Source organism: Priestia megaterium (assembly GCF_041941685.1).
In the GTDB taxonomy this organism is placed as follows: domain Bacteria; phylum Bacillota; class Bacilli; order Bacillales; family Bacillaceae_H; genus Priestia; species Priestia megaterium_C.
The window spans coordinates 3,952,057-3,975,982 of sequence record NZ_CP130958.1; the positions used below are offsets into that span (position 1 = coordinate 3,952,057).

General features: G+C 38.7%; 19 protein-coding genes and 1 riboswitch. Of the genes, 3 read left to right on the plus strand and 16 right to left on the minus strand.

Annotated elements, in window-relative coordinates; all coding sequences use genetic code 11:
• Both Q5794_RS21020 and Q5794_RS21025 read left to right on the plus strand, forming a co-directional pair.
• Entirely contained in the window at positions 1–393 is a 393-nt protein-coding gene (locus tag Q5794_RS21020; RefSeq protein ID WP_042452636.1) for a GtrA family protein, read from the plus strand.
• Positions 390–1,367, plus strand: a complete 978-nt coding sequence (locus tag Q5794_RS21025; protein ID WP_013084727.1) for a glycosyltransferase family 2 protein — start codon at positions 390–392, stop codon at positions 1,365–1,367. The genes Q5794_RS21020 and Q5794_RS21025 overlap by 4 nt, the downstream gene beginning before the upstream one ends.
• 38 nt (positions 1,368–1,405) lie before the next feature.
• On the opposite strand, the gene Q5794_RS21030 is transcribed toward Q5794_RS21025, so the two are convergent.
• From Q5794_RS21030 to hflX, 7 genes are all read right to left on the minus strand, one after another.
• Complete coding sequence (locus Q5794_RS21030) at positions 1,406–2,383, minus strand: cation diffusion facilitator family transporter (protein ID WP_214984450.1); 978 nt, start codon at positions 2,381–2,383, stop codon at positions 1,406–1,408.
• Between the two features lie 109 nt (positions 2,384–2,492).
• Positions 2,493–4,319, minus strand: a complete 1,827-nt coding sequence (locus Q5794_RS21035) for an APC family permease (RefSeq protein ID WP_214984449.1) — start codon at positions 4,317–4,319, stop codon at positions 2,493–2,495.
• A gap of 162 nt (positions 4,320–4,481) precedes the next feature.
• Positions 4,482–4,622: riboswitch (cyclic di-AMP (ydaO/yuaA leader) on the minus strand.
• A 191-nt stretch (positions 4,623–4,813) separates the two neighbouring features.
• Positions 4,814–5,848, minus strand: a complete 1,035-nt coding sequence (locus tag Q5794_RS21040) for an N-acetylmuramoyl-L-alanine amidase (protein ID WP_374988406.1) — start codon at positions 5,846–5,848, stop codon at positions 4,814–4,816.
• Positions 5,849–6,580: 732 nt separating this feature from the next.
• Positions 6,581–7,915 carry a type I glutamate--ammonia ligase gene (gene glnA, locus Q5794_RS21045; protein WP_013084732.1) on the minus strand — a complete coding sequence of 445 codons (1,335 nt, stop codon included), beginning with the start codon at positions 7,913–7,915 and terminating at the stop codon, positions 6,581–6,583.
• An 83-nt stretch (positions 7,916–7,998) separates the two neighbouring features.
• The gene (locus Q5794_RS21050) at positions 7,999–8,406 is read right to left on the minus strand and encodes a MerR family transcriptional regulator (RefSeq protein ID WP_013058786.1); all 408 of its coding nucleotides are present in this window, start codon (positions 8,404–8,406) and stop codon (positions 7,999–8,001) included.
• Between the two features lie 190 nt (positions 8,407–8,596).
• The gene (locus Q5794_RS21055; RefSeq protein WP_192996528.1) at positions 8,597–9,859 is read right to left on the minus strand and encodes a methionine gamma-lyase family protein; all 1,263 of its coding nucleotides are present in this window, start codon (positions 9,857–9,859) and stop codon (positions 8,597–8,599) included.
• A 14-nt stretch (positions 9,860–9,873) separates the two neighbouring features.
• Entirely contained in the window at positions 9,874–11,136 is a 1,263-nt protein-coding gene (gene hflX, locus Q5794_RS21060) for a GTPase HflX (RefSeq protein ID WP_374988407.1), read from the minus strand.
• A gap of 277 nt (positions 11,137–11,413) precedes the next feature.
• Here hflX and Q5794_RS21065 point away from each other — a divergent pair, with 277 nt between their 5' ends.
• On the plus strand, positions 11,414–12,025 hold the full coding sequence (locus Q5794_RS21065) for a trimeric intracellular cation channel family protein (protein ID WP_013084735.1): 612 nt from the start codon (positions 11,414–11,416) through the stop codon (positions 12,023–12,025).
• Between the two features lie 33 nt (positions 12,026–12,058).
• On the opposite strand, the gene spoVK is transcribed toward Q5794_RS21065, so the two are convergent.
• The 9 genes from spoVK to miaB form a co-directional block, all read right to left on the minus strand.
• The gene (gene spoVK, locus Q5794_RS21070) at positions 12,059–13,015 is read right to left on the minus strand and encodes a stage V sporulation protein K (RefSeq protein ID WP_116514693.1); all 957 of its coding nucleotides are present in this window, start codon (positions 13,013–13,015) and stop codon (positions 12,059–12,061) included.
• 187 nt (positions 13,016–13,202) lie between these two features.
• A complete protein-coding gene (gene hfq, locus Q5794_RS21075; RefSeq protein ID WP_013058791.1) occupies positions 13,203–13,427 on the minus strand; it encodes an RNA chaperone Hfq in 225 nt (74 codons plus the stop codon).
• Positions 13,428–13,459: 32 nt separating this feature from the next.
• Positions 13,460–14,410 (minus strand): tRNA (adenosine(37)-N6)-dimethylallyltransferase MiaA, encoded by a 951-nt coding sequence (gene miaA, locus Q5794_RS21080; protein WP_374989244.1) that lies wholly within the window; start codon positions 14,408–14,410, stop codon positions 13,460–13,462.
• Between the two features lie 100 nt (positions 14,411–14,510).
• Complete coding sequence (gene mutL / locus Q5794_RS21085) at positions 14,511–16,388, minus strand: DNA mismatch repair endonuclease MutL (RefSeq protein WP_374988408.1); 1,878 nt, start codon at positions 16,386–16,388, stop codon at positions 14,511–14,513.
• Between the two features lie 18 nt (positions 16,389–16,406).
• Complete coding sequence (gene mutS, locus Q5794_RS21090) at positions 16,407–19,064, minus strand: DNA mismatch repair protein MutS (RefSeq protein WP_374988409.1); 2,658 nt, start codon at positions 19,062–19,064, stop codon at positions 16,407–16,409.
• Positions 19,065–19,226: 162 nt separating this feature from the next.
• Entirely contained in the window at positions 19,227–20,624 is a 1,398-nt protein-coding gene (locus tag Q5794_RS21095; protein ID WP_303524881.1) for an amino acid permease, read from the minus strand.
• 176 nt (positions 20,625–20,800) lie between these two features.
• Complete coding sequence (locus Q5794_RS21100; RefSeq protein ID WP_192996268.1) at positions 20,801–21,346, minus strand: outer spore coat protein CotE; 546 nt, start codon at positions 21,344–21,346, stop codon at positions 20,801–20,803.
• Positions 21,347–21,571: 225 nt separating this feature from the next.
• Entirely contained in the window at positions 21,572–22,003 is a 432-nt protein-coding gene (locus tag Q5794_RS21105; protein ID WP_013058797.1) for a RicAFT regulatory complex protein RicA family protein, read from the minus strand.
• 1 nt (position 22,004) lies between these two features.
• Positions 22,005–23,534 (minus strand): tRNA (N6-isopentenyl adenosine(37)-C2)-methylthiotransferase MiaB, encoded by a 1,530-nt coding sequence (gene miaB / locus Q5794_RS21110; RefSeq protein WP_374988410.1) that lies wholly within the window; start codon positions 23,532–23,534, stop codon positions 22,005–22,007.
• Positions 23,535–23,926 lie beyond the last annotated feature (392 nt).

Consider the following 23,926-nt stretch of genomic DNA (forward strand, 5'->3'; position numbering starts at 1 on the left):
GTGATAAAATTCCTGAAATTCGGATTTGTAGGTATAATGAATACCCTGCTCACTATTATCAGTTACTTAGCACTCATTCATTTTGATATGAATTATATATTGGCTAACGTACTGTCTTATTTTATTGGCGTTATAAACAGCTACTATTGGAACAAATCGTGGGTGTTTCAAGCAACTGTACATAAATGGATGTTAGCTCAATTTTTCATCGTAAACCTTATTACTTTAGCAATTAATACAAGCTGCTTATTCCTTCTTGTACACTATACACCTGCTAATCCAATAATCGGACAACTGTTGTCTACTTGTATAGGAATGTTTATCAATTTTTTCCTTAATAAAATATGGACGTTTAAGCACACAAACAATCACTCGATAGGAGGTAAAGCATGAAAGAACTAATTTCAATCGTGGTACCTATGTATTTTGAAGAAGAAGTAGCTAATGAATGCTACAATCGCTTGCTTTCCGTCATGCATAAAAACCACATTAACTATGAATTCATTTTCGTCAATGACGGCAGCACCGACCGAACAATTGAAATCTTGAAGGACGTAGCGGCTATGGATTCTAATGTAAAAGTTATTGATTTTGCTCGTAATTTTGGGCACCAAACTGCCGTAACAGCAGGCATTGATTATGCTCAAGGTGATGCTATCGTTATTATTGATGCGGACTTACAAGATCCGCCAGAAATGATTCCCGAATTAATTGCTAAATGGCAGCAAGGCTATGAAATTGTATATGCAAAGCGCAAGAAACGAAGCGGAGAGACCTTTTTTAAGTTAGCCACGGCTAAGTATTTTTATCGCTTTTTAAATTATATGTCCGATATCGAAATCCCTAAAGACACGGGAGATTTTCGTATTATCGACCGAAAAGTAGCGGATGTATTCAAAAAAATGACTGAACGTAATCGTTTTGTACGAGGAATGATGTCTTGGATTGGCTTCAGGCAAACATATGTAGAATATGAGCGCGATGAACGCTTTGCTGGTGAAACAAAATATCCTTTAAAAAAGATGATCAAGTTTGCTTCAGATGGAATTATTGGGTTTTCAACGAAGCCTTTGCGTTTAGTAATGGTTATTGGCTTGTTATCGGTTTTTGTATCACTTTTAGTTTTAAGTTATTCGATTGTTGTTTGGCTGATAGGTAAAAACATTCAGCCTGGCTGGACTTCTATTATGGTAGCTATCACCTTCTTTAGCGGTATTCAGCTGCTTGGTCTGGGTCTAGTCGGACAATACATCGCAAGAATTTACGATGAAAGCAAAAATAGACCTATTTACGTTGTACGTGAAACCATTAACTTCTCGAAAGCTTCAACAGATTCTCCAAACGTACGTGAAAAAGTATATAGCTAAAAAGACAAGGAAGAAAACAGTTGTTTTCTTCCTTGTTTTTATTCTTTTTGAAGCTGTAAATCACTTGGCGCCCAGTCCGGAATTCCATCATCTTCATCAAATTCAATAATGACATCCGTTACTCCTTTTTCCTTTAAAATACGATTTTCCAGACGATCTTTAATATCATCAGCTTCTGCCACTGTTAAAGAAGGATTAATTTCTACTTTTAATTCAACGTGAAGCTCTTCTCCTTCTTTCATCACCATTAATGTTTGAATATCACGCACTTGTACATCTTGCATGACAATCGCGCCAATTTTTATTTCCATTTCTTTATCTGCTTCACCAAGCGCTCCAGCAGCGTTGTCTAAAAATACTCGTCCTACTACAAAAAACATCATAAGCCCAATTAAAATAGAAGCAATTCCTTCAGCTTGGTGAAAAGGTGTAAACCGTGAAATGAAAACAGCTATTAATGCCAGTACCCCTCCTCCAGTAGCTACCAAATCTTCCATAAAGACAAGCTTGGTTGCAGGCTTTGCTTTCTTTAAATGAACAAAGCTTTGCGTAAAAACTTTGACCTCTGTGGTATTCATTCCGACATCGTGCAAAATTTCTTTCATTGCCTTAAATAGGACAAACATCTCAAGTAACACCGAGATGCCAAGTACTGCAATATTTAAAATAAAGCCTGAAGACTTCGTCGGATGAAGAATGTGGTGATATCCTTCTTTAATCGTTTCAAACGCCATAATCCCTACTACAAGAACCGCTCCTAATAGAACGAGATTAACCAATCGGCCGAAACCGTTTGGAAATCGTTTGGTCGGGGCTTTTTTACTTAATGCCGAACCTATAAAGACAAAAAACTGATTAGCTGCATCTCCTAAGCTGTGCATCGTTTCAGCAAACATTGCTACATTCCCTGTTAAAGCGAAAGCAATGCCTTTAATAATGGAAATAATGGTATTAACTACAGCAGCCATCATGGCCGATTTATTTCCTTTTCGCAGCAATTTAATTAATTCACTCATGTAATCCCTCCGTTTGCGCCTTTGATGAGATTCAATTACGGTTAGTGTATGTGAATTTAAAAATTAAAAACCTCCAACATACAAGTTGGAGGTTTTTAGTCATGTTTCATTATTTTTTAAAACGGTACGGTACAGTTGTAACAATTACGTTTTTACGGTAAAGCAAATGTGCTTTTAACAGCAGACTGGACTGATTGTGAAGGATATTTTGCCAACTTTTTTTCGTAATGAATTGCGGAATAACGACCGTAATAGCCATGTTATTTTCCCGGGCTTTTTCCTCAGCCATATCGATGAATCGAAACAGCGGCCGCACTAAGCTGCGGTATTGAGAATGAAACGTAACAATACGAATATCAGGCTGCCACTTCTCCCACTTCTCTTCCATTCTCTTTTCGCTTTCTCGATCAAAGGCCACATGCACTGCAATAACGGTATCGCCAATCGTTCTTGCATAATTTAATGAATTTTCTACTACCTTTGTCATTCCTGCTACAGGAACAATGACCACACTTCCTTCAAGCTTTCCAATCTTTTCTCCTTGCTTAATGCGAAGCTGCTCTCCTACCGCTTCATAATGCGTATGGATGCGATGAAAAATATAAACAATAACCGGTAAGAAAATGAGCACGGACCATACTTGTGAAAACTTCGTTGTAAACAAAATAATTAGCACAGTTAAGGTAATGAGGGCACCAATTAAGTTAATGGTTAGCTTCCCTTGCCAGCCGGCCGGCTTTTCTCTAAGCCATTTGACAATCATGCCTGTTTGAGAAAGCGTAAATGGAATAAACACCCCGACTGCATAAAGAGGAATTAATTGTTCAGTCGCACCTTTAAAAGCTACAATTAAGACAATAGAAGCAATTCCAAGGGTCACAATTCCATTTGAATAGCCTAATCGATCGCCACGAATTTGAAACATTCTTGGCATATATTTATCAGACGATAAGTTGACAGCCAGCAAAGGGAAAGCTGAAAAGCCCGTATTCGCCGCTAGCACTAGAATTAGAGCTGTTGTGCCTTGAATAAAATAATAAAATCCATTTCGTCCAAACACACTCGATGCAATTTGTGATACAACCGTTTCATCTGCTTTTGGAGAAATGCCAAGCCAATAAGCTAAAAACGTGATGCCAGAAAATAAAACGGCTAAAATACCGCCCATCAGCATTAATGTATGAACAGCATTTTTTGCACCTGGCTCTTTAAAGTTAGGCACTGCATTTGAAATAGCTTCTACACCTGTTAATGCCGAACAGCCTGATGAAAAAGCTTTTAATAATAAAAACAAACTAATACCTGGCACTACTGTACCGAGAGATGGATGAAGCTCAGGTGAAACTTGACCTGTCGCTATTTTAAACAAGCCTACCGCTATTAACAAAATAAGAGCAATAACAAATAAATAAACCGGATAAGCTAATACAGAAGCGGATTCTGTTACACCACGTAAATTTAAGACGGTAATAAAAATCACCAGTAAACACGCAATTACTACATTGTAATGATGCAGCGTTGGAAAAGCCGAAGTTAAAGCATCGGTTCCTGCTGAAACACTCACAGCAACTGTTAAAATATAATCCACCAACAGTGATCCCCCAGCGATAAGCCCGGGATTTTCCCCTAAATTGGTTTTCGAAACAATATAAGCTCCTCCGCCTTGCGGATACGCATAAATAATTTGGCGATATGAAAGAATTAAAGCCGTCAGCAGAACCAATACCCCAAGCGCAATTGGAATCGAATACCAATAGGCAAGAATGCCGACTGTTGCAAGTACAATCAAAATTTGTTCTGTTCCATAAGCCACTGAAGATAAGGCATCTGATGATAAAATAGCCAGTGCTTTAAGCTTACTAAGTTTTTGATCGCCTAACTCTTTTGTTTTAAGCGGCTTTCCAATCAATAATCTTTTGAGAACTGAATAGTTCACGTAATTTCCCTCCGATGATTGCTTAGCTACTACTTACTGTTCATTGCTAAGCTCCGTTACAAGTTCACGAATAAGTGATATTATCCCTAAAAAATACCTTTTTATATTAAAAAAGCGCACAAAAAAAACACTAAGGGTTCTCAGCGTTTTTACACAGCTTAAACCTCCTCTCCAAAACGCTTATGGGGTTAGCTGTCGGATTCGGGCTATGAGAGTAGCCCTACCTTTAAAAAAGGATTCACCCCAAGTGACAATGCACAAATTTGGGTCCCCCACTTCTGACGAATTAAGCGATAACAGGTCAATATAATTTTCGGTTAAAGGGTATGATTGATAACATGTTTCTTTCATAACTATCCTTTGTTCTTAGATAATATACTCCCGTACAAATGGTTTGTAAAGCATTATTTTACGTGAACAATAAAATAGTCCTTTAGGCGCTTTTAACGGGAGAACAAAAGGCCTTCTGCCTGCTTACAGAAGACCTTTCCACTTTAACTGTTTGCTTTCAAAACGGCTGCTAGCTTATTTTTCGTTTGAGGACCATAAATGCCATCTACATCATAAGGAAGATACACAAGCTGAAAACGTCTTACTGCATCTTTCGTTTGAACTCCATATATTCCGTCTACTGACCCTACTTTAAAATTTACCGCGTTTAATGCTTTTTGAAGCTGCTTCACAGCTTCTCCAGAATCACCTTGTTTTAAAACTCCATTTGGAAGCGGATATTGTTCAGAAGGTGGTGTTGGATTTGGTGTTGGTGAAGTTCCTGAAGGAATAACAATTGTTTTTCCAACCTGTAGTGTTAAAGGATCAGAAAGCCCTGTATTCGCTTCTTGAACCGCTTGTACTGTTATGTTGTACTTCTGTGCAATACTATAAAGCGTATCTCCTTGCTTGATCGTATACGTTTTTGTACCTGGTTCAGAAGGTGATGGATTTGGTGTTGGTGTTGGATTTGGGTTTGGAACTGCACGACGAGGTAAATTCAAATAGATGGCAATTCCTTTTGCATACGATTCACCCATGCTTTTTAAAAAAGCTTCGTTTTGGAGAAGTGCTGCATCGGTGCGGTTATCAATAAAAGCTATTTCAGTTAGTACTGCGGGCATATTTGTTAAGCGAAGCACCGCATAATTGGCTGATTTTCGACCGCGATTCGGATGATTATACGACAGCAGCGTTGGCTGTACTTGGCCGTGGACAATTGATTGAAACGTTTTACTGGCATTGCTAGCGCTTCTATAAACATAATCTTCATATCCTGTTCCTCCACCGGCATTTACGTGAATAGACATAAATGCATCTGCGCCCCACGAATTAGCTTGAGAAGCGCGCTGAGATAACGATAAAAAAACATCTGTGGTACGAGTGGTTTTAATCGAAAAATCACTGTATGTGCTATTTAAATAGCTTATTAAATATTGTTGAATTTTCAAAACTAAGTTTTTTTCATATAGTCCGTTCGCTCCAACTGCTCCTGCATCTGCCCCACCATGTCCTGCATCAAGATAGATTTTTTTCATATTACTTGTCCCTCCTTATTGTTAACATATGCACGGGGGCAAAAAGTGTTACGTATACTAGCCTACCAAGTGAAAAATCACTAAAAAAAGACCCGCTTCCTAATGGCTACGGGTTATTCTGCTTTATAGACAGAATACTGAATAAGGATAGCTCTCAAGGAGTGACAGCTATATGCAGAGTGTTGATTTGTTGATTAAATGATAATAATTATCATTTTCATTTAAAGTATACACTACGAGGAAAGTATTGTCTATTTTATTATTAGATTTGGATCTACTTAAAAAGCAGGATACCTATAACAATGAGAACAATCCAAATTGGAATGCTTATTAATATGCCTATTACTAAACCTTTGAAAAAATTTCCTTCTTGCATTTTTATTCCATTCCTCTCCAACAGTATTTTCTAATGACACTACGACTGGCTGAAAATTCTCTGAAGTTATACTGAAGTGCAGAGTGAACACATAAACAATCTCTCTATCTGTTATACACTACTTTTACATATAGATTCAATGAGACAAAAAGCTTATCCTTTTTAATTCGTATAACCAAATTCTTTCCTGTAATAACAAAACAATAAAAAACCTCCCGTAAATTGTACGACAGGCAGCTATACTTGTTTTATGAACAGTTTAGTTCGATATTTAATATACGCATGCAGAATGTTATTCATTTTGAAAACAAAAAAGTCCGAGAGAACGTATAAACGATCTCTCGGACTTTTAGGAATTAATATTGGCTCATGTATTGGTCACGTTCCCAAGGGTGAACTTGTGTACGGAACATATCCCATTCGATTTCTTTCGCTTCAACGAAGTGCTCTGCTAAGTGTTCACCTAATGCAGAAACCATAACTTCGTTTGATTGGAAGCTATCTAAAGCTTGAGCTAATGTTGCAGGTAAATCTACGATACCTTCTTCAACACGCTCTTCTTTTGTCATTACATAGATATTACGATCGATAGGTTTTGGAGCTTCAAGGTTGTTCTTGATTCCATCTAAACCAGCTTTTAATAGAACAGCCATTGCTAAATATGGGTTAGCAGCTGGGTCTACGCTACGTACCTCAACACGAGTTCCTACGCCGCGAGAAGCTGGGATACGGATTAATGGGCTACGGTTGCGAGCAGACCATGCAACATAACAAGGAGCCTCATATCCAGGCACTAGACGCTTATAAGAGTTTACAGTAGGATTTGTGACTGCTGTAAAGCTGTGTGCGTGCTTGATGATACCTGCGATAAATTGACGAGCAGTATCACTTAGCTCTAGATTACCGTTTTCATCATAAAATGCGTTTTGACCATCTTTAAATAATGAAACGTTACAGTGCATACCTGAACCATTCACACCAAATAATGGTTTTGGCATAAATGTAGCATGTAAGCCATGTTTACGTGCAATTGTTTTTACAACAAGTTTGAACGTTTGGATATCATCACAAGCTTTTAATGCAGCAGCATATTTAAAGTCAATCTCGTGTTGTCCAGGAGCTACCTCATGGTGAGATGCTTCAATTTCAAAGCCCATTTCTTCAAGCTCTAATACGATGTCACGACGGCAGTTTTCACCAAGGTCAGTTGGCGCTAAGTCGAAGTAGCCACCTTTATCATTTAATTCTAATGTAGGTTCGCCTTTTTCGTCTAATTTGAATAAGAAGAACTCTGGCTCAGGTCCAAGGTTAAAATCAGTAAATCCTAACTCTTCCATCTCTTTTAACACACGTTTTAAGTTATTACGTGGATCGCCATCAAACGGAGTTCTATCTGCATTGTAGATGTCACAAATAAAACGTGCTACTTTACCTTTTTCAGATGTCCAAGGGAAAATAACAAATGTATCAATATCCGGGAATAGGTACATATCTGATTCTTCAATACGTACAAACCCTTCAATAGAAGAACCGTCAAACATCATTTTGTTGTCTAACGCTTTTTCTAATTGACTTACTGGAATTTCAACGTTTTTAATTGTTCCTAAAATGTCAGTGAACTGAAGACGAATATACTTTACATTCTCTTCTTGAACTTTGCGGAAAATATCTTCTTTTGTGTACTTTGCCATCGTGTGATCCTCCCCTAAATCTCTATATAATATTTATAATCTATACCCCTCATATACGAACGGCATAAATATTGATAACTTTATTAATGAAAGAACCTGGACATATCTCCTTGATTTAAAGTTGCTCGATTAAAACGGCCTGCTTGCATAAGTTCTGCACGAAGCATTTTTCGCAATTCATCGTCCGTTAATTCTGGCTTTGCTGTTGCTGCCACAACTTTTTCTTCTTGCTTATGCCCTTTTTGCTCCTTTTGAAGATGAAACAGCTGTTTTACACCTGCTAAGTTTACACCTTGTTCAATAAGATCACGGATTTCAAGCAGCTTATCAACATCGTTAAATGAGAATAATCGTCGATTTCCCTCTGTTCTTACTGGTGCAACTAATTCATGTTCTTCATAGTAGCGAATTTGGCGAGCCGACAACTCAGTTAACTGCATCACAATTCCAATTGGGAAAAGTGGCGTATTTCTTCGAATGTTGTCACTCATTTCAGTTCCTCCTTTGGATTAACTATTTACATTGTATGCTATGTTAGTTCACCTGTCAACCGAATGTTAGTAATTCTAACATAAATTTTTCTGAACATTTCTTCTATACAAATAAATAGCACTTCGTTTATTTTTATAAGCCTATCTTTTCTTTCTTAGCGGGGAGAAAATAGTCTTTCTATCTTATATTTTATAAAAGTTCTTTCGTCAGCATTTGATCTACTGCCATGCATATTGCTACTTTTACGTGAGCATACGTTAACCCGCCCTGCACGTAAGCGACATAAGGAGGCCTGATAGGTCCATCTGCCGTCAGCTCGAGGCTTGCTCCTTGTATAAACGTTCCAGCTGCCATAATCACATCATCTTCGTACCCTGGCATATAAGCAGGATAGGCCGTTACGTGTGAATTAATTGGCGAAGCAAATTGAATAGCCTGACAAAAAGAAACCATTTTATCGCGGTCATCGAACTGCACGGATTGAATTAAATCTGTTCGTTCACTGTTCCACTTCGGCTCACTTTGCATCCCTAGCTCTTCGAACATAGCGGATGAGAAAACCGCTCCTTTTAATGCTTGACCCACTACGTGCGGAGCCAAAAAGAAACCTTGATACATTTCTTGCAAGCTATACAGCGTCGCTCCAGCTTCTGCACCGATTCCAGGAGTTGTCATTCGGTATGAACAAGCTTCCACTAGTTCTTTTCGTCCTGCAATATAGCCACCGATTTTAGCCAGACCTCCACCAGGGTTCTTAATGAGCGACCCCGCCATCAAATCTGCTCCTACATGCGTTGGCTCGATTGTTTCTACAAATTCACCGTAGCAGTTATCCACAAATACTACAACGTCAGGCTTAATACTCTTTACAAAAGAAATCATTTCTTTTATTTGCGCGACTGTAAAAGAAGGACGAATGCCATAACCTTTTGAGCGCTGAATGCCTATCATCTTTGTGTGCTCATGAATAGACGCTTTCACTTCTTCAAAATCCACTTGACCTTGCCCTGTTAAATCTACTGATTTATAGCTAATATTATATTCTTTTAAAGAGCCTACCCCGCTTCCTCGTATACCAACGATTTCTTCAAGGGTGTCATAAGGCTTTCCAGTTATATATAATAGTTCATCTCCAGGACGCAGTACACCAAACAGCGAAATGCCAATTGCGTGCGTACCTGAAATAATTTGCGGACGCACCAGGCAAGCTTCTGTTCCAAAAACGTCCGCGTATACTTTCTCCAACGTATCGCGGCCTAGATCGTCATATCCATACCCCGTTGTTGGATTAAAATGTGAATCACTCACTCGATTTTGCTGAAAGCTTTGCAGCACCCGAAATTGATTTGCTTCAATGCGCTCGTCAATTTTCTCATGTACGGGCTTAATTTGTTTTTCTACTTTTTCAGCAAGTTCCCGAATGCGTGCGCCGTTTTTTAACTGATCAAACATCATTTCTTTGTTCCTCAACTTTCTTCAAGCGTTTGTAGCTTTTTGTAAAGGGGATGCTCTTTTGCAATATACCCTTTGCACTGATACTTCTCAGTTTCTTCATTGAATTTTAACGACTCAAGAATAGAGACCGTTTTGAGTTCAGCGAGCATTTTTCCTTCATAAGCCGGCAGCAGCACATGAAAAAACGCCATTTCTTTTTTCATTTCTTCTTGAATTCTTTTCCCAAGCTTCACTAAATCAGTAGCTTTAAAAGCGCTCATTGATAAAGATGTCGAAGCGGATGGGACAAATAATTCATGCTGCATATCTTCTTTATTGTAAACTGTCAGCATCGGAATGTCCGTTACGTTCAGCTCTTCTAGTAAGCGATGCACTGTTTTTTCGTGGTTGTTGTAATCTGGATTAGATGAATCTACCACGTGCAAAACAAGGTCAGCTTCGGTTACTTCTTCAAGTGTTGAACGGAACGCAGCTACTAACGTTGTTGGAAGATCTTGAATAAAGCCAACCGTATCCGTTAACAGAGCCGTTAGTCCTGACGGAAGCGTATACTGCCTTGTCGTTGGATCAAGAGTTGCAAACAGCTGATTTTCTTCAAAAATACCAGCCTCTGTTAAGCGGTTAAAGATCGTCGATTTACCAGCGTTCGTATAGCCCACAATTGCAATTTGATAGACATGATTACGCTTACGTCTTTCTCGATAACGTTCGCGGTGACTTACCACTGTCTTTAACTGACGCTTAATTTCATCAATTTTACGGCGAATATGTCTGCGGTCACTTTCAAGTTTCGTTTCACCAGGACCTCTTGTTCCAATTCCGCCTCCAAGACGCGACAAAGCGGTACCTTGTCCTACTAACCTAGGTAGCAGATAATTTAATTGAGCAAGTTCCACCTGCATTTTTCCTTCTCGCGTTTGAGCACGCTGTGCGAAGATATCCAAAATCAGCTGCGTGCGGTCAATAATACGCGCAGATAACCCTGCTGACAAATTGCGGATTTGACTCGGTGACAATTCATCATTAAATACAATTAAATCAGGTTCTAACTCTTCTTCAAGAGCCACAAGTTCTTCTACTTTCCCTTTTCCAATATAAGTAGCTGGATGAATGCGATCACGCTTTTGCGTTAACCTTACCAGCACTTCGCCTTTTGCAGTCTCAGTTAAAGATGCTAGCTCATCCATTGAATATTCAAAACGTTCGTCATCGTCATGAAGCTGACATCCGACTAAAATTACGCGTTCAAGTTCAGTATTCATTTCTGCTGTCAAAGATTTTTCCTTCCCTTACTATTAAATTGACAAATCATTCATATCATATCAAAAAAATGTCCATTTCTCCATCTTTGCAAAAGAGACAGAATACATTGTCTTTTACTAGTTTAACACCCTTTTTAAAATCTATAAAACGATGATTAAAAAAACATTGAAATATCACGAAATTCTGTATACAATTTGAATTGGTTTACTTATCGAAATTTGAATCAGGCTGCCTGATTTTAAAATAATAGTCGCTACTTGGTGAAAACAGAATAAAGGGGATAGCATCATGACTTGGGACGTACTTAGCATTATTGGAACGATTGCCTTTGCAATCAGCGGAGCTTTCATTGCCATGGAAGAGGAGTATGATATTTTAGGCGTTTACATACTGGGAATCGTAACGGCTTTTGGCGGAGGAGCCATTCGAAACCTGCTTATCGGTGTACCGGTGTCTGCCCTTTGGGAACAAGGACTCTTTTTTCAGATTGCTTTATTATCTATCACTGCCACTTTTTTATTTCCAAACAATATCTTAAAACATTGGAAGCGATGGGGAAACTTTTCGGACGCCATTGGCCTTGCAGCATTCGCGATTCAAGGAGCGCTTTATGCCACTCATATGAACCATCCGCTTAGCGCAGTGATTGTAGCTGCGGTCTTAACAGGAAGCGGCGGGGGGATTATCCGAGATTTATTAGCACGCCGAAAGCCTACTGTTCTTAAAGATGAAATTTATGCGGTATGGGCGATTATCGCAGGATTTAGCGTAGGGCTGCATATTACAAATACTCCTATAGAACTTTATACGTTATTTATCTTACTTGTAGGTCTTCGGATGTGTTCATATATTTACAAATGGCGCCTGCCGATCAAAACGATTCGACAACCAAATATGTAGAAAAAAAAGCCTTTCGTGACGAAAGGCTTTTTTTTACAGCTGAATATCGCTTGACGTTAAAGTTAGAAGCTCGTTGCGCTCAAAGCTTTCTTCTTCTAAAAGCCTCATGGATTGAGTACGTATGGAACGTTCGATAATGTTTCGCACATATCGACCGTTACTAAAATCCCTGGGCGTCTGATTGTACTTCACGTCCATGAAATGATCTTTTAGCTTTTTATAGGCCTCTGTACTAAACTGATACTGCCTGTCATTCATCATGTGACCGGCAATGTCCATCAGTTCATTTACATCATAATCCGGAAAATCAAAAATAAACGGAAACCTAGAGCGCAGCCCTGGATTAAGACTTAAGAAATTTTCCATTTCTCTTGGATAACCAGCTAAAATCAATACAAACTTATCATTTGAATCTTCCATATGTTTGACCAATGTATCAATCGCTTCTTTTCCAAAATCTTTTTCTCCCCCTCTTGCAAGAGAATAAGCCTCATCAATAAATAAAATACCTCCAAGCGCTTTTTTTACAAGATCTCTCGTTTTCTGAGCGGTATGACCAATGTATTCTCCAACTAAATCTGCCCGCTCTGCTTCAATTAAATGTCCTTTGGACAAAATGTTCATATTCAAAAATAATTTACCTAGCAGGCGGGCTACCGTCGTTTTCCCTGTTCCTGGATTTCCTCTAAACATCATATGCAGCGCCTGCTTTCCCGCTTTTAAGCCCTGTTCCTCTCTTTTTTTGTTAATATATAACCACGCATATATTTCTTTTATCATTTTTTTCAATTCTTCCATTCCAACCAGTCCGCTCATTTCTCGTTCAATTTCCCGAAGCGGCTCATGATTTATGACAGCTTTTTTGGCAGGACGCGGAATTGATGTCGTATACGATTTTTCCTTTTTTGTTTCATTATTTAAAATGATATTAATTTGCCCATTATTTTTAAGAGTTATCGGCTGCTCCACCATGTTCACCTCTCGTTTCATCCCACTTCTCTGTATCGCATAGCTGCATGCGATGAACGATACGAAGACAATGATCTCTTATTACCGAAGAAATAATCGTCTATTATAAGGTTTATGTTCGATGAGTAAAAACAATGTTAAGAAACTTTTTTAAGCCTTTATTTGCATAAAAAAAGCATCCGAATATGCGGATGCTTCTCTTTAATCTCTATTCAAGTTCTACTGTAATATTTTTATTTGGTACAAATGTCGAAATCGCATGTTTATAAATCAGCTGTTGTTTTCCTTCAGATTCAATTAACACAGTAAAGTTATCAAATCCTTTAATTAGTCCTCTTAATTGAAAACCATTTAAAAGAAATACCGTCACATAGATATTTTCTTTACGTAATTGATTTAAAAATTGGTCTTGAATATTAACTGATTGTTTCATTATTCGGCCTCCTCGTTTCTCTATCTGTTTACTTAATTCGCTTCTTTCTTCAGCTTTCCTGCAATATATGTAAAAATTTCAGCAAACTTTTCGGGAAATTTGTCAACTTCCATCTCTATCCATTTTACAGGCATTTTATTTCGAAACCACGTTAACTGACGCTTTGCATATCTGCGTGAATTTTGTTTCAACTGTTCAACGGCTTCTTCGAGCGTGCAGCGTCCTTCAAAATAAGCATACAGCTCTTTGTAGCCGATAGCTTGAATTGATTGTACATCATGCAGCCCACTTTCGTACAATGATTTGACTTCATCAAGCAGTCCAGCCTGCATCATCGTATCGACTCGGTGATTAATTCTCTCATATAATACGTCTCTATCCATTGTAAGTCCAATAATGCTTACGTCATATAATAACTCTTGCGACTGTTCTTTTGTATAGTCACTGAATTTTTTGCCGGTTACTTCATAAACTTCAAGCGCTCTGATTACACGACGATGGTTGTTTTTATGGATAGCAGCTGCACTGTCTGGGTCAATCTCTTCTAGCTTTTCATACAGGGGATCAATGCCATGAGCTTTAATAAATACTTCCATTCGTTCACGAACTTTTTCATCACTCGGAGTTTCCGTGAACTGATAATCATAAATAACGGATTGAATATAAAGACCCGTTCCTCCAACAATCATCGGCATTTTTCCTCTAGCGTGAATATCATCGATTTGTTTTCTTACAATCTCTTGAAATTCTGCCACAGAAAACGATTCATCCGGCTCCTTAATATCGATCAGGTAATGGGGAATACCCTGCATCTCTTCTTCTGACACCTTCGCTGTTCCGATATCCATCCCTTTATAAATTTGCATTGAATCACCTGAAATAATCTCTCCGTCTAACTGTTTGGCAAGTTCAATGCTCAATTTTGTTTTACCAACCGCAGTTGGTCCAATAATGACAATAAGTTTTGGTTTCTCACCCGTCATAACAACACTACTTTCATCTATAGGCATTCACATCATTCCATTTTATCCAAATGGCCATGATTTATTCAACAAAACGGCTAGCTGCAGCTAGCCGCATTGCCTACATCACTCGCTTAAACATTTTTTCCATTTCATACGTCGAATGATGAATAATAATTGGTCGTCCGTGCGGACACGTAAATGGATCTGTTGTTTTTCTCAACGTTTCAAGTAAAGCAAAAATCTCATCGTTTCGCAAATGATGATTCGCTTTAATCGATCCTTTACAGCTCATCATAATAGCCGCTTCTTCTCGTAACTTTTCGATATTGACTCGTTTCATCGTAAAGATTTGCTGAATCATTTCTTCAATGGTTTCCTGTTCCTCTCCTTTTGGAAACCACTGCGGATGCGAACGAACTATATAGGAGTTTTGTCCAAACGGTTCTAAAAAGACTCCTACTTCAGCAAGCATGTCTTTGTATTCTTCTAAAATCAAGGCTTCATTTCCCGAGAACTCTAGCGTAAGCGGCATAAGCAGTTCTTGAACTTCTGAATCTACTTCTCCAAGCTTTTGCTTAAAATATTCGTACTTAATTCTCTCCTGCGCCGCGTGCTGATCAATAATAAATAATCCTTTTTCATTTTGTGCCAAAATATACGTTCCGTGCATTTGGCCAATTGGGTACATCGCAGGAACACGCGGTTCTGGCTGCTCTTTGGCTGAATAGTTTGGTTCTGGAATAGCGGCGTTTTCTTCCACCGATTCTTCATAGTGTTCTATTTCTCGAAACGTTGGTTCAAGTTCTTCATCTTGACGTATGACCTCTTTTTTAACAGGCGGCATGATCTCGTCTACACGAGCGGGAGCCTCCTTAAAGCTAGGCTCGCGAACCGTATTAGCCGGCTGATAGCCAGGCGGTTTAGACTGATGATCAAATGTAAAGGTCTGCTGCTCAGTTGGCTGAATAGCTGATTTTGACTTAGTTGGCACTACAGCATCCGGAATTAACTGCTGCTTTTTAAAAGCAGCTTTCACTCCTTGTTCAATAAGTTCAAACAGCTCCGCTTCCTTACTTAAGCGCACTTCTAGTTTCGCTGGATGAACATTCACGTCCACTAACAAAGGGTCCATTGTAATGGTTAAAAATACGATTGGAAAACGGCCGATAGGTAAAAGGGTATGATAGCCCTGCTGTACCGCTTTTAACAGCCCGTAGTTTTTAACAAACCGACCGTTAATAATGGTGGACATATAGTTGCGAGAAGCTCTTGTGATTTCAGGAAGAGCAACGTAACCATTCACTTCATAATCAAGAGACTGAACATTAATCGGAATCATTTTTTTGGCTACTGCCATTCCATAAATAGCGGCAAGCACTTGGCGCACATCTCCGCTCCCGTTTGTATACAGAAGCTGTCTTCCTTGATGCATAAGCCGAATTGAAACTTCAGGATGAGACATCGCAAGACGATTAACGACATCCGTTACGTTACCAAGCTCCGTGTTTACCGTCTTCATATATTTTAAACGTGCAGGTGTGTTGAAAAATAAGTTTTCAATAACAAGTTCGGTACCTTTTCGGCTTGACGTTAACTCGTGATGAACGATTTCTCCGCCTCTAAGTTTAAGATGAGTGCCGGCTTCTTCTCCCGTACTCGTTTTGAGTTCAAGCATTGAAACCGAAGCAATACTTGGCAAAGCTTCACCGCGAAATCCTAACGTTCGAATTCGAAATAAATCTTGTTCTGTTTTGATTTTACTTGTCGCATGTCTTTTAAAAGCGGTCAAGCAGTCTTCAGAAGCAATGCCGTCTCCATTATCCAATATACGAATTTTTGAAAGGCCAGCTTCTTCTAGTTCAATTTCAATAACTGTACTGTTTGCATCAATAGCATTTTCGACTAGTTCTTTCACCACCGAAGCAGGTCGTTCAACAACCTCTCCGGCAGCAATTTTATTTGAAAGTTCGTCTGAAAGCTGCACAATTTTACCCACAGACTCACTCCTCTCAATCTATTTCTTCTTTAATGATTTTTGCAGTTCATACATCGCATTCATTGCGTCTAAAGGCGTCATTTCTAAAATATCCAGCTCTTTTAAACGATCTATAATTGCCTTTTCCCGTTTCGAAAGCGCAGGCTTTTCTTTTTTCTCTTCTATTTCAAAGAACGAAAGCTGATTAGCTTCATCTGCTTTTTTACTATCTGCACGTTCTTCTTGAATCAAAGAAGCACCTTCTTGTGGAACTTGTTGCGTCATCTCTTCTCTTTTTGGAGCCTGACGTACAGGTTCACGCTCAGAAGATTGTTCTAAATCGTGTAAGATGACGCGAGCTCGCTCTAGAAGCGGATCTGGAAGTTCTGCTAGTTCCGCTACGTGAATACCATAACTTTTATCTGCGGCACCATCTTTGATTTTGTGTAAAAAGACGACTTTCCCATTCTTTTCAACTGCGCTTACATGAACATTTTTGAGCGCAGGAAGCGACTCATCGAGTACGGTTAATTCATGATAATGAGTAGAAAATAGTGTCTTACAGCCAATATGTTCATGAACGTATTCAATAATTGCTTGAGCAAGTGCCATTCCGTCATACGTAGACGTGCCGCGTCCAATTTCATCTAACAGAATTAGACTCGACTGAGTGGCATTTGTCACTGCATTTTTCGTTTCTAGCATCTCGACCATAAACGTACTTTGACCTGAAATTAAGTCATCGGCTGCCCCGATACGTGTAAACACTTGATCAAAAATCGGCAGAATCGCTTCGTCTGCTGGCACAAAACAGCCAATTTGAGCTAATATCGCCGTTAAAGCGACCTGACGCATGTACGTACTTTTACCAGACATATTGGGTCCTGTAATCAGTAAAATTGAACTATCATCCGTCATTTGACAGTCGTTTGGCACATATTCCTGCGAATTCATTACTTTTTCTACCACTGGATGGCGTCCATTTTGAATCGAAATATCTTCATTTGAAAAAATAGGCTTCGTGTAATGACGTTCTTCACTGATTTTTGCAAAGCACTGCAGTACGTCAATCTCACTTACTTTTTTAGCGAGTTCTTGCAGCCTTGGAATATATGCTTTTACTTCTTCACGAATTTGTAAAAACAATTCATATTCCAGCTCTACAATCTTCTCTTCCGCTTCTAAAATCAGCGCTTCTTTTTCTTTCAGCTCAGGCGTAATAAAACGCTCTGCATTGGTTAACGTCTGTTTTCGTTCATACATTCCTTCAGGCAAAAGATGCAGATTTGCCCGCGTTACTTCTATATAATAGCCGAACACGCGATTATAACCAATTTTCAGTGAGCGAATCCCTGTTTTCTCACGCTCTTGCTGTTCAAGTGACGCAATCCACGTTTTTCCGTTTCGGCTTGCATCTCGGTATTGATCAAGCTGTTCATGATAGCCGTCATTAATAATGTCTCCTTCTTTAATTGACAAAGGAGGGTGCTCTTTTAATCCTCTTTCAAGAAGATTAGCTAATCGCTCACAAGGATCAATGTCTTCAACAAGCTTGGTGGCATAAGGATGATTCAAACGATTCACAACCTCTTGGATATGAGGCACATTTTGCAATGATTTTTTTAATTGAATTAAATCACGAGCATTTACATTACCAAAAGCTACTCGACCAGCTAAGCGTTCTAAATCATATACGTCTTTTAGCAACTCACGCAGTTCTTCTCGTTCAAAAAACTGTTTCATTAAGACATCTACCATATTCAAACGATTATCAATATCTGCTTGTTTTAAAAGCGGACGGTCAATCCAATTTTTTAATAAACGGCCGCCCATTGCCGTAACGGTCTGGTCTAATAACCATAGAAGCGAGCCTTTCTTTCCTTTTGAACGAATCGTTTCGGTTAACTCTAAGTTTCGCTTAGAGAACAAATCAATTTTCATATATTCATTGATTTGATAAAACTGCACGGGCTGTAAGTGTTCAAGCGAACGCTTCTGCGTGCGAGTTAAATACTGAAGAATACGCGCAAATGTTGTAATAAGCTTTTGCTGCTGAAGCGACTCTACTAAATAATCTAGTCCTTCTACTTGTTCTGTACTATTCTCATAAGAAATGGTAATCGTCATGCGCTCTTTTAGTGTTTGTAATAAGTCAGCAGGAAACTCAGAGCTTACAACGACTTCTTTTGCTTCTTTTGCATAAATCTCTGAGACTATATCGTGAAACGAACTAACAAGCGTTACGCTGTTTTCTCCTGTAGACAAATCAGAAAGAGCAAGACCAAACGTTTGATCCTCGAACGCAGTAACAGAACAAATATAGTTATTTTCCTTTTCATGCAGTCCGCGTTCGTTCATCAGTGTTCCGGGTGAAATCACCTGTACCACTTCTCGCTTTACAACACCTTTTGCATGCTTAGGGTCTTCTACTTGCTCACAAATAGCTACTTTAAATCCCTTTTCAATTAAACGCTCGATATACGTAGGAGCAGAGTGGTACGGAACCCCGCACATCGGAATTCTCTCTTGTCCTCCTCCGTCTCGACTTGTTAATGTTATTTCAAGTTCTTGAGAAGCTGTCGTAGCATCTTCAAAGAACATTTCATAAAAATCACCTAATCTAAAAAATAAAAAGGCATCTTGATACTCTGCCTTAATTCTCAAATATTGCTGTATCATTGGCGTATACGCTGCCATACTATTCCTCCATACCACATCTAGTTGTGCGTTTTGCTACACGTATTATAACATAAGTCTTTCTTAAACTTAATTTATTCAAATAGAACAATCTTCAATTTCTTTTCATAAAACAAATAAAAAAGCTTCGGACGAAGGAAGAAGCTTGTCCGAAGCTTTTCATTATTTACTGCTGTTCAAATGACTATGCTTACGTCCGTATAAGAAGTAAACCACTAGCCCTAGTACAAGCCAAATTACGAAACTAATCCATGTTAACTTTGGAAGCTGAAGTGCTAAGTATAAACAGAACACAAAAGCTAAAATTGGAATCACCGGCACGAACGGTACGCGGAAACCAGTCGATTCTGAAGTTTGTTTTGATTTACGTAAATATAAAATTCCAATTGATACGGTCATGAAAGCAAAAAGAGTACCGATGTTTGTTAACTCTGCTAATCTTCCTAATGGTACTAAACCAGAGAAGATGGATACTAGTAAACATGTAATCCACGTATTTACTACTGGCGTTTGTTTTTTCTCACTGATTTTTGAAAAAGGCTTCGGCAATAGACCATCTCGACTGATCGCATAAAATAAACGAGTTTGTCCATACATCATAACGAGTAATACCGTCGTAATACCAACAATTGCGCCTAATGAAATAAATCCTGCTACCCAGTCTTGGTTAATGTAGCTTAAAGCAAATGCTACAGGGTTTTTAACATTTAATTCTGTATAAGGTACGATTCCTGTTAAGATAAGCGATACGACGATATAAAGGACTGTACAAATCGCGAGAGATGCGATAATTCCGATTGGCATATCCCGCTGAGGCTTGCGTACTTCCTCGGCCGCTGTTGCTACAGCATCAAACCCAATGTAGGCGAAGAATACAGTTGCTGCTCCTGTCGCTACTCCCGAGAAACCAAACGGCATAAACGGCGTCCAGTTTTCTGGTTTAACATAGCTAACTCCTACCCCGATAAACAGAAGTACAACAGCAAGTTTAATAATAACCATGATAGCATTAAAACGTGAAGATTTTTTTACTCCTTGCGTTAAAAGTAATGTGATTAAAAACACGATCATAATTGCTGGAATATCAATATACGTGCCGTTTGCAGGATTGTATGCACTTGTTAAAGCTTTTGGAAAATGTATGCCAAACCCTGCTAATAATCCTTGGAAATACCCGGACCATCCGCTGGCTACAGCTGAAGAAGCAAGACCGTATTCCAAGATAAGATCCCACCCTAAAATCCAAGCGATTAATTCACCAAATGTTGCATAACTGTAAGTGTATGCACTTCCTGAAACGGGAACTGTTGAGGCAAACTCTGCATAACAAAGAGCTGCAAACACACACGCAAGTCCTGACATAATGAAAGATATAACTAAAGCTGGACCGGCATGTTCAGCGGCGGCTACGCCCGTTAATACAAAAATTCCGGTTCCGATAATGGCTCCAATTCCTAACATTGTTAAATCGAAAGCGCCTAAATCCTTTTTTAATTTAACACCTTTAGAGTTGGTTTCACTAATTAACATTTGAATTGATTTTTTACGAAATAAGCTCATAGTAAACCCCCAAAAAATACTTATCTGATATAACTAAATTTTCTGAAAATTAATGCATTATTTTCTTTAGATTTACTATACACTGCGCATTCGACAAAAAGCAATATATTTTTTATTTTTATAAGAATTTTCTTAAAATAGTAAAAATAAAAAAACTAGGAAGAACTTCTTCCTAGTTACTCATCGTCTCCTAATATAAAATCAGGATCCAAATCTTCAAATTCATCGTCATCTACGTCTAAATCAAACTCGTCTTCATCATCGCAGCCTTTCGGATTTACTGCAACACAAACCTTGGTTTCGCCAATCACTTCTGCCAATAATTCTCTCTCTACTTGAACAATCGTTTTATTTCCATTTGGTGAAATTGTGCACTCTAGGCAATTTGGCTGCTGCAGCACGCGAACAATTACTTCGTAATCGTCTCCAATAGAATCTTCGTCTTTATAGCGCAGCTTAATATTATCTTTGTATGATACGGTTTCCGTCCAAACTTCGGTTTTTGTATTATTATTGTACGAATACCAGATGTTAACATCATATCTGCCGTCAACTTCTACATTGCTGCCGCTTTTCTTTGCTTTGTACTCATGGTTAATCACCCAGCACCCTAAGATGCTTGTTGGTCGATTTTTCGGTGCAAGCGTATGAGACGATTGTGTAAACTTGCGACCTTTACCTACGACTGCTTTTGTAATAATTTCTCTATAGTGTTGTGACATGTGAGCATACCCTCCTCAAACTATCTTCATTTCATCCTATGCAGGCTCATTCACTTGTTTGCACATTATTTTTAAGAAACTAGGTTTAAGGCATAAAAAACCTATGTTCCATTGTATGCAAGGATATAGAAAAACGTGACAATTATTAGAGAGAAAATCTGCCCAATTTTCATGCCACGGGATGCACAAAAAAATGCCTCAGCAAATTGCTGAGGCATTTTTTCTTTATGAGCAGCTAGATCCAGGGCTGTTTCGCACCTGCGAACCTGTTTCACCGCGCAGTAAATCACCATCTGTTGACACAATAATTTCATCCGTTACTGTGTTTGAAATAGTGTTAGCAACAAGTTGAAGCAAATCATTCACGTTTATTTGAGACTCTTGAAACTGCTGAATAATCGGCAGTTCATCCAGCTCTTCCTGTAAACGATCAATTTTTGCCTCCACTTGTTTTAACGCTTCTGTTTTACCATAATGTTGGAAATTAACAGCTTGTTTTTGCAAACTTTTAATGCTTGCAATGGTTTCACGCACTTTTTGATTTTCGTTAAGCTGAGCTTCGGCACGCTTGAAGAAATCTACTTCTTCCGTTTCAGCAATCATTTTTGCCAGCTCTTGAGCACGTTTAATTACGTCACTCTTGTTATACTGCGCCATATTACTTCACCTCTGCTGTTTCTTCTACCATTTCCCCGTTTAATGTCCATGTTTTGGCTTTTGTAACTTTTACTTTTACAAGTTGCCCAATCACTGACTTAGGTGCTTTGAAGTTTACAAGCTTACTTTTTTCCGTGTAGCCTGCTAATACTTCCGGATTATTTTTACTTTCACCTTCTACTAATACTTCGACAACTTTACCTTCATATTCCTTCAATTTCTTTGCAGAAATTTCATTTACGAGAGCATTTAAGCGTTGAAGACGCTCTTTTTTCACTTTCATTGGTACGTTGTCTTGCATCTTAGCAGCTGGCGTACCTTCACGAGGTGAATAAATAAATGTATAAGCACTATCGAATTCAACCTCACGATATAGCGACATTGTTTCTTCAAACTGCTCATCCGTTTCATTTGGGAAACCAACAATAATATCAGTTGTTAATGATGCTGTTGGAATGGCTTCTTTAATTTTACGAACAAGCTCTAAATAATGTTCACGAGAATATTTTCGTGCCATAATTTTTAAGATATCGCTGCTTCCTGATTGAACAGGCAAGTGAATGTGGTCGACAAGATTTCCGCCTTTAGCAAGAACTTCAATTAAACGGTCATCAAAGTCGCGAGGATGACTTGTTGTAAAACGGATACGAGCAACGTCAATTTTACGGATTTCGTCCATTAAGTCGCCTAGGCCGTACGTTATGTCTTCAAAATCTTTTCCGTATGCATTAACATTTTGACCTAAAAGCGTAATTTCTTTGTAGCCTTGAGCAGCTAAATGACGTACTTCTTGGATAATGTCTTCTGGACGGCGGCTTCGTTCTTTTCCTCGCGTATACGGAACGATACAGTACGTACAGAACTTGTCACAGCCGTACATGATGTTAACCCATGCTTTGACGCTGCCTTTACGTGCTCTTGGAAGGTTTTCAATAACGTCCCCTTCTTTAGACCATACTTCAATCACCATTTCTTTTGCTAGGTATGCTTCGTTTAAAATGTGAGGCAAACGGTGAATGTTGTGTGTACCAAAAATCATATCCACGTGCTGATGTTTTTGTAAAATTTTATTTACAACTGACTCTTCTTGAGACATACATCCGCAGACGCCGATTAATAGCTCAGGGCGCTCGCGCTTTAAGGCCTTCAAGTGTCCTAATTCACCAAACACTTTATTTTCCGCATTTTCACGGATCGCACACGTATTCAATAAAATAACATGAGCATCTTCAACAGAGTCAGTTGGCTCGTAGCCAAGGCCTAGAAAAATACCAGCCATTACTTCTGTATCGTGCTCATTCATTTGACAGCCGTACGTACGGATATAAAACTTACGTCCCTGTCCCATTCCATGAAACTGTTCATCGATTGCAAAATCATTGTGATAGGAAATTTCTTCTTTTCCTCGTTTCTTCGCATCTTTTAAAGAAGGTGGCATGTATACTGTTTGAAAATATTTACTGTAATCCTTTTCGGATTTTTTGTCCGCTGGATTAACTTGGTTGCTTTCTAAACGTTGTTTTTCATTCATAAAAAAATCTCCTTTCGCCATGACAATTGTCACGTTGCACCTGTAAATCGCAAAAAAATGTGACAGCCTTATGCTTATGCATAAAACTCATCACATTAACATAGTATATAACTTTCAAGTAGCGAACACAATCATATACCTATTTTCTATACCTGTTTCGTTAAAATTTCGTTCGACTTTCGAAACATTTATTAAATCACAAAAAGAGATTGATACATAACTAAATTAATCTATTTTAGAGACGAACAAATGGGATAAAAGAGCTCATAGAAATTCGCTTATTACACCGCTGTTGATTTCTGTGCAAAACTTCGCTTTCGGCGAGCGGCCGATGAGCCTCCCCGTCGCTTCCGCTCCCGCGGGTTCTCACCTATTTCGCTTTTCCCGTAGGA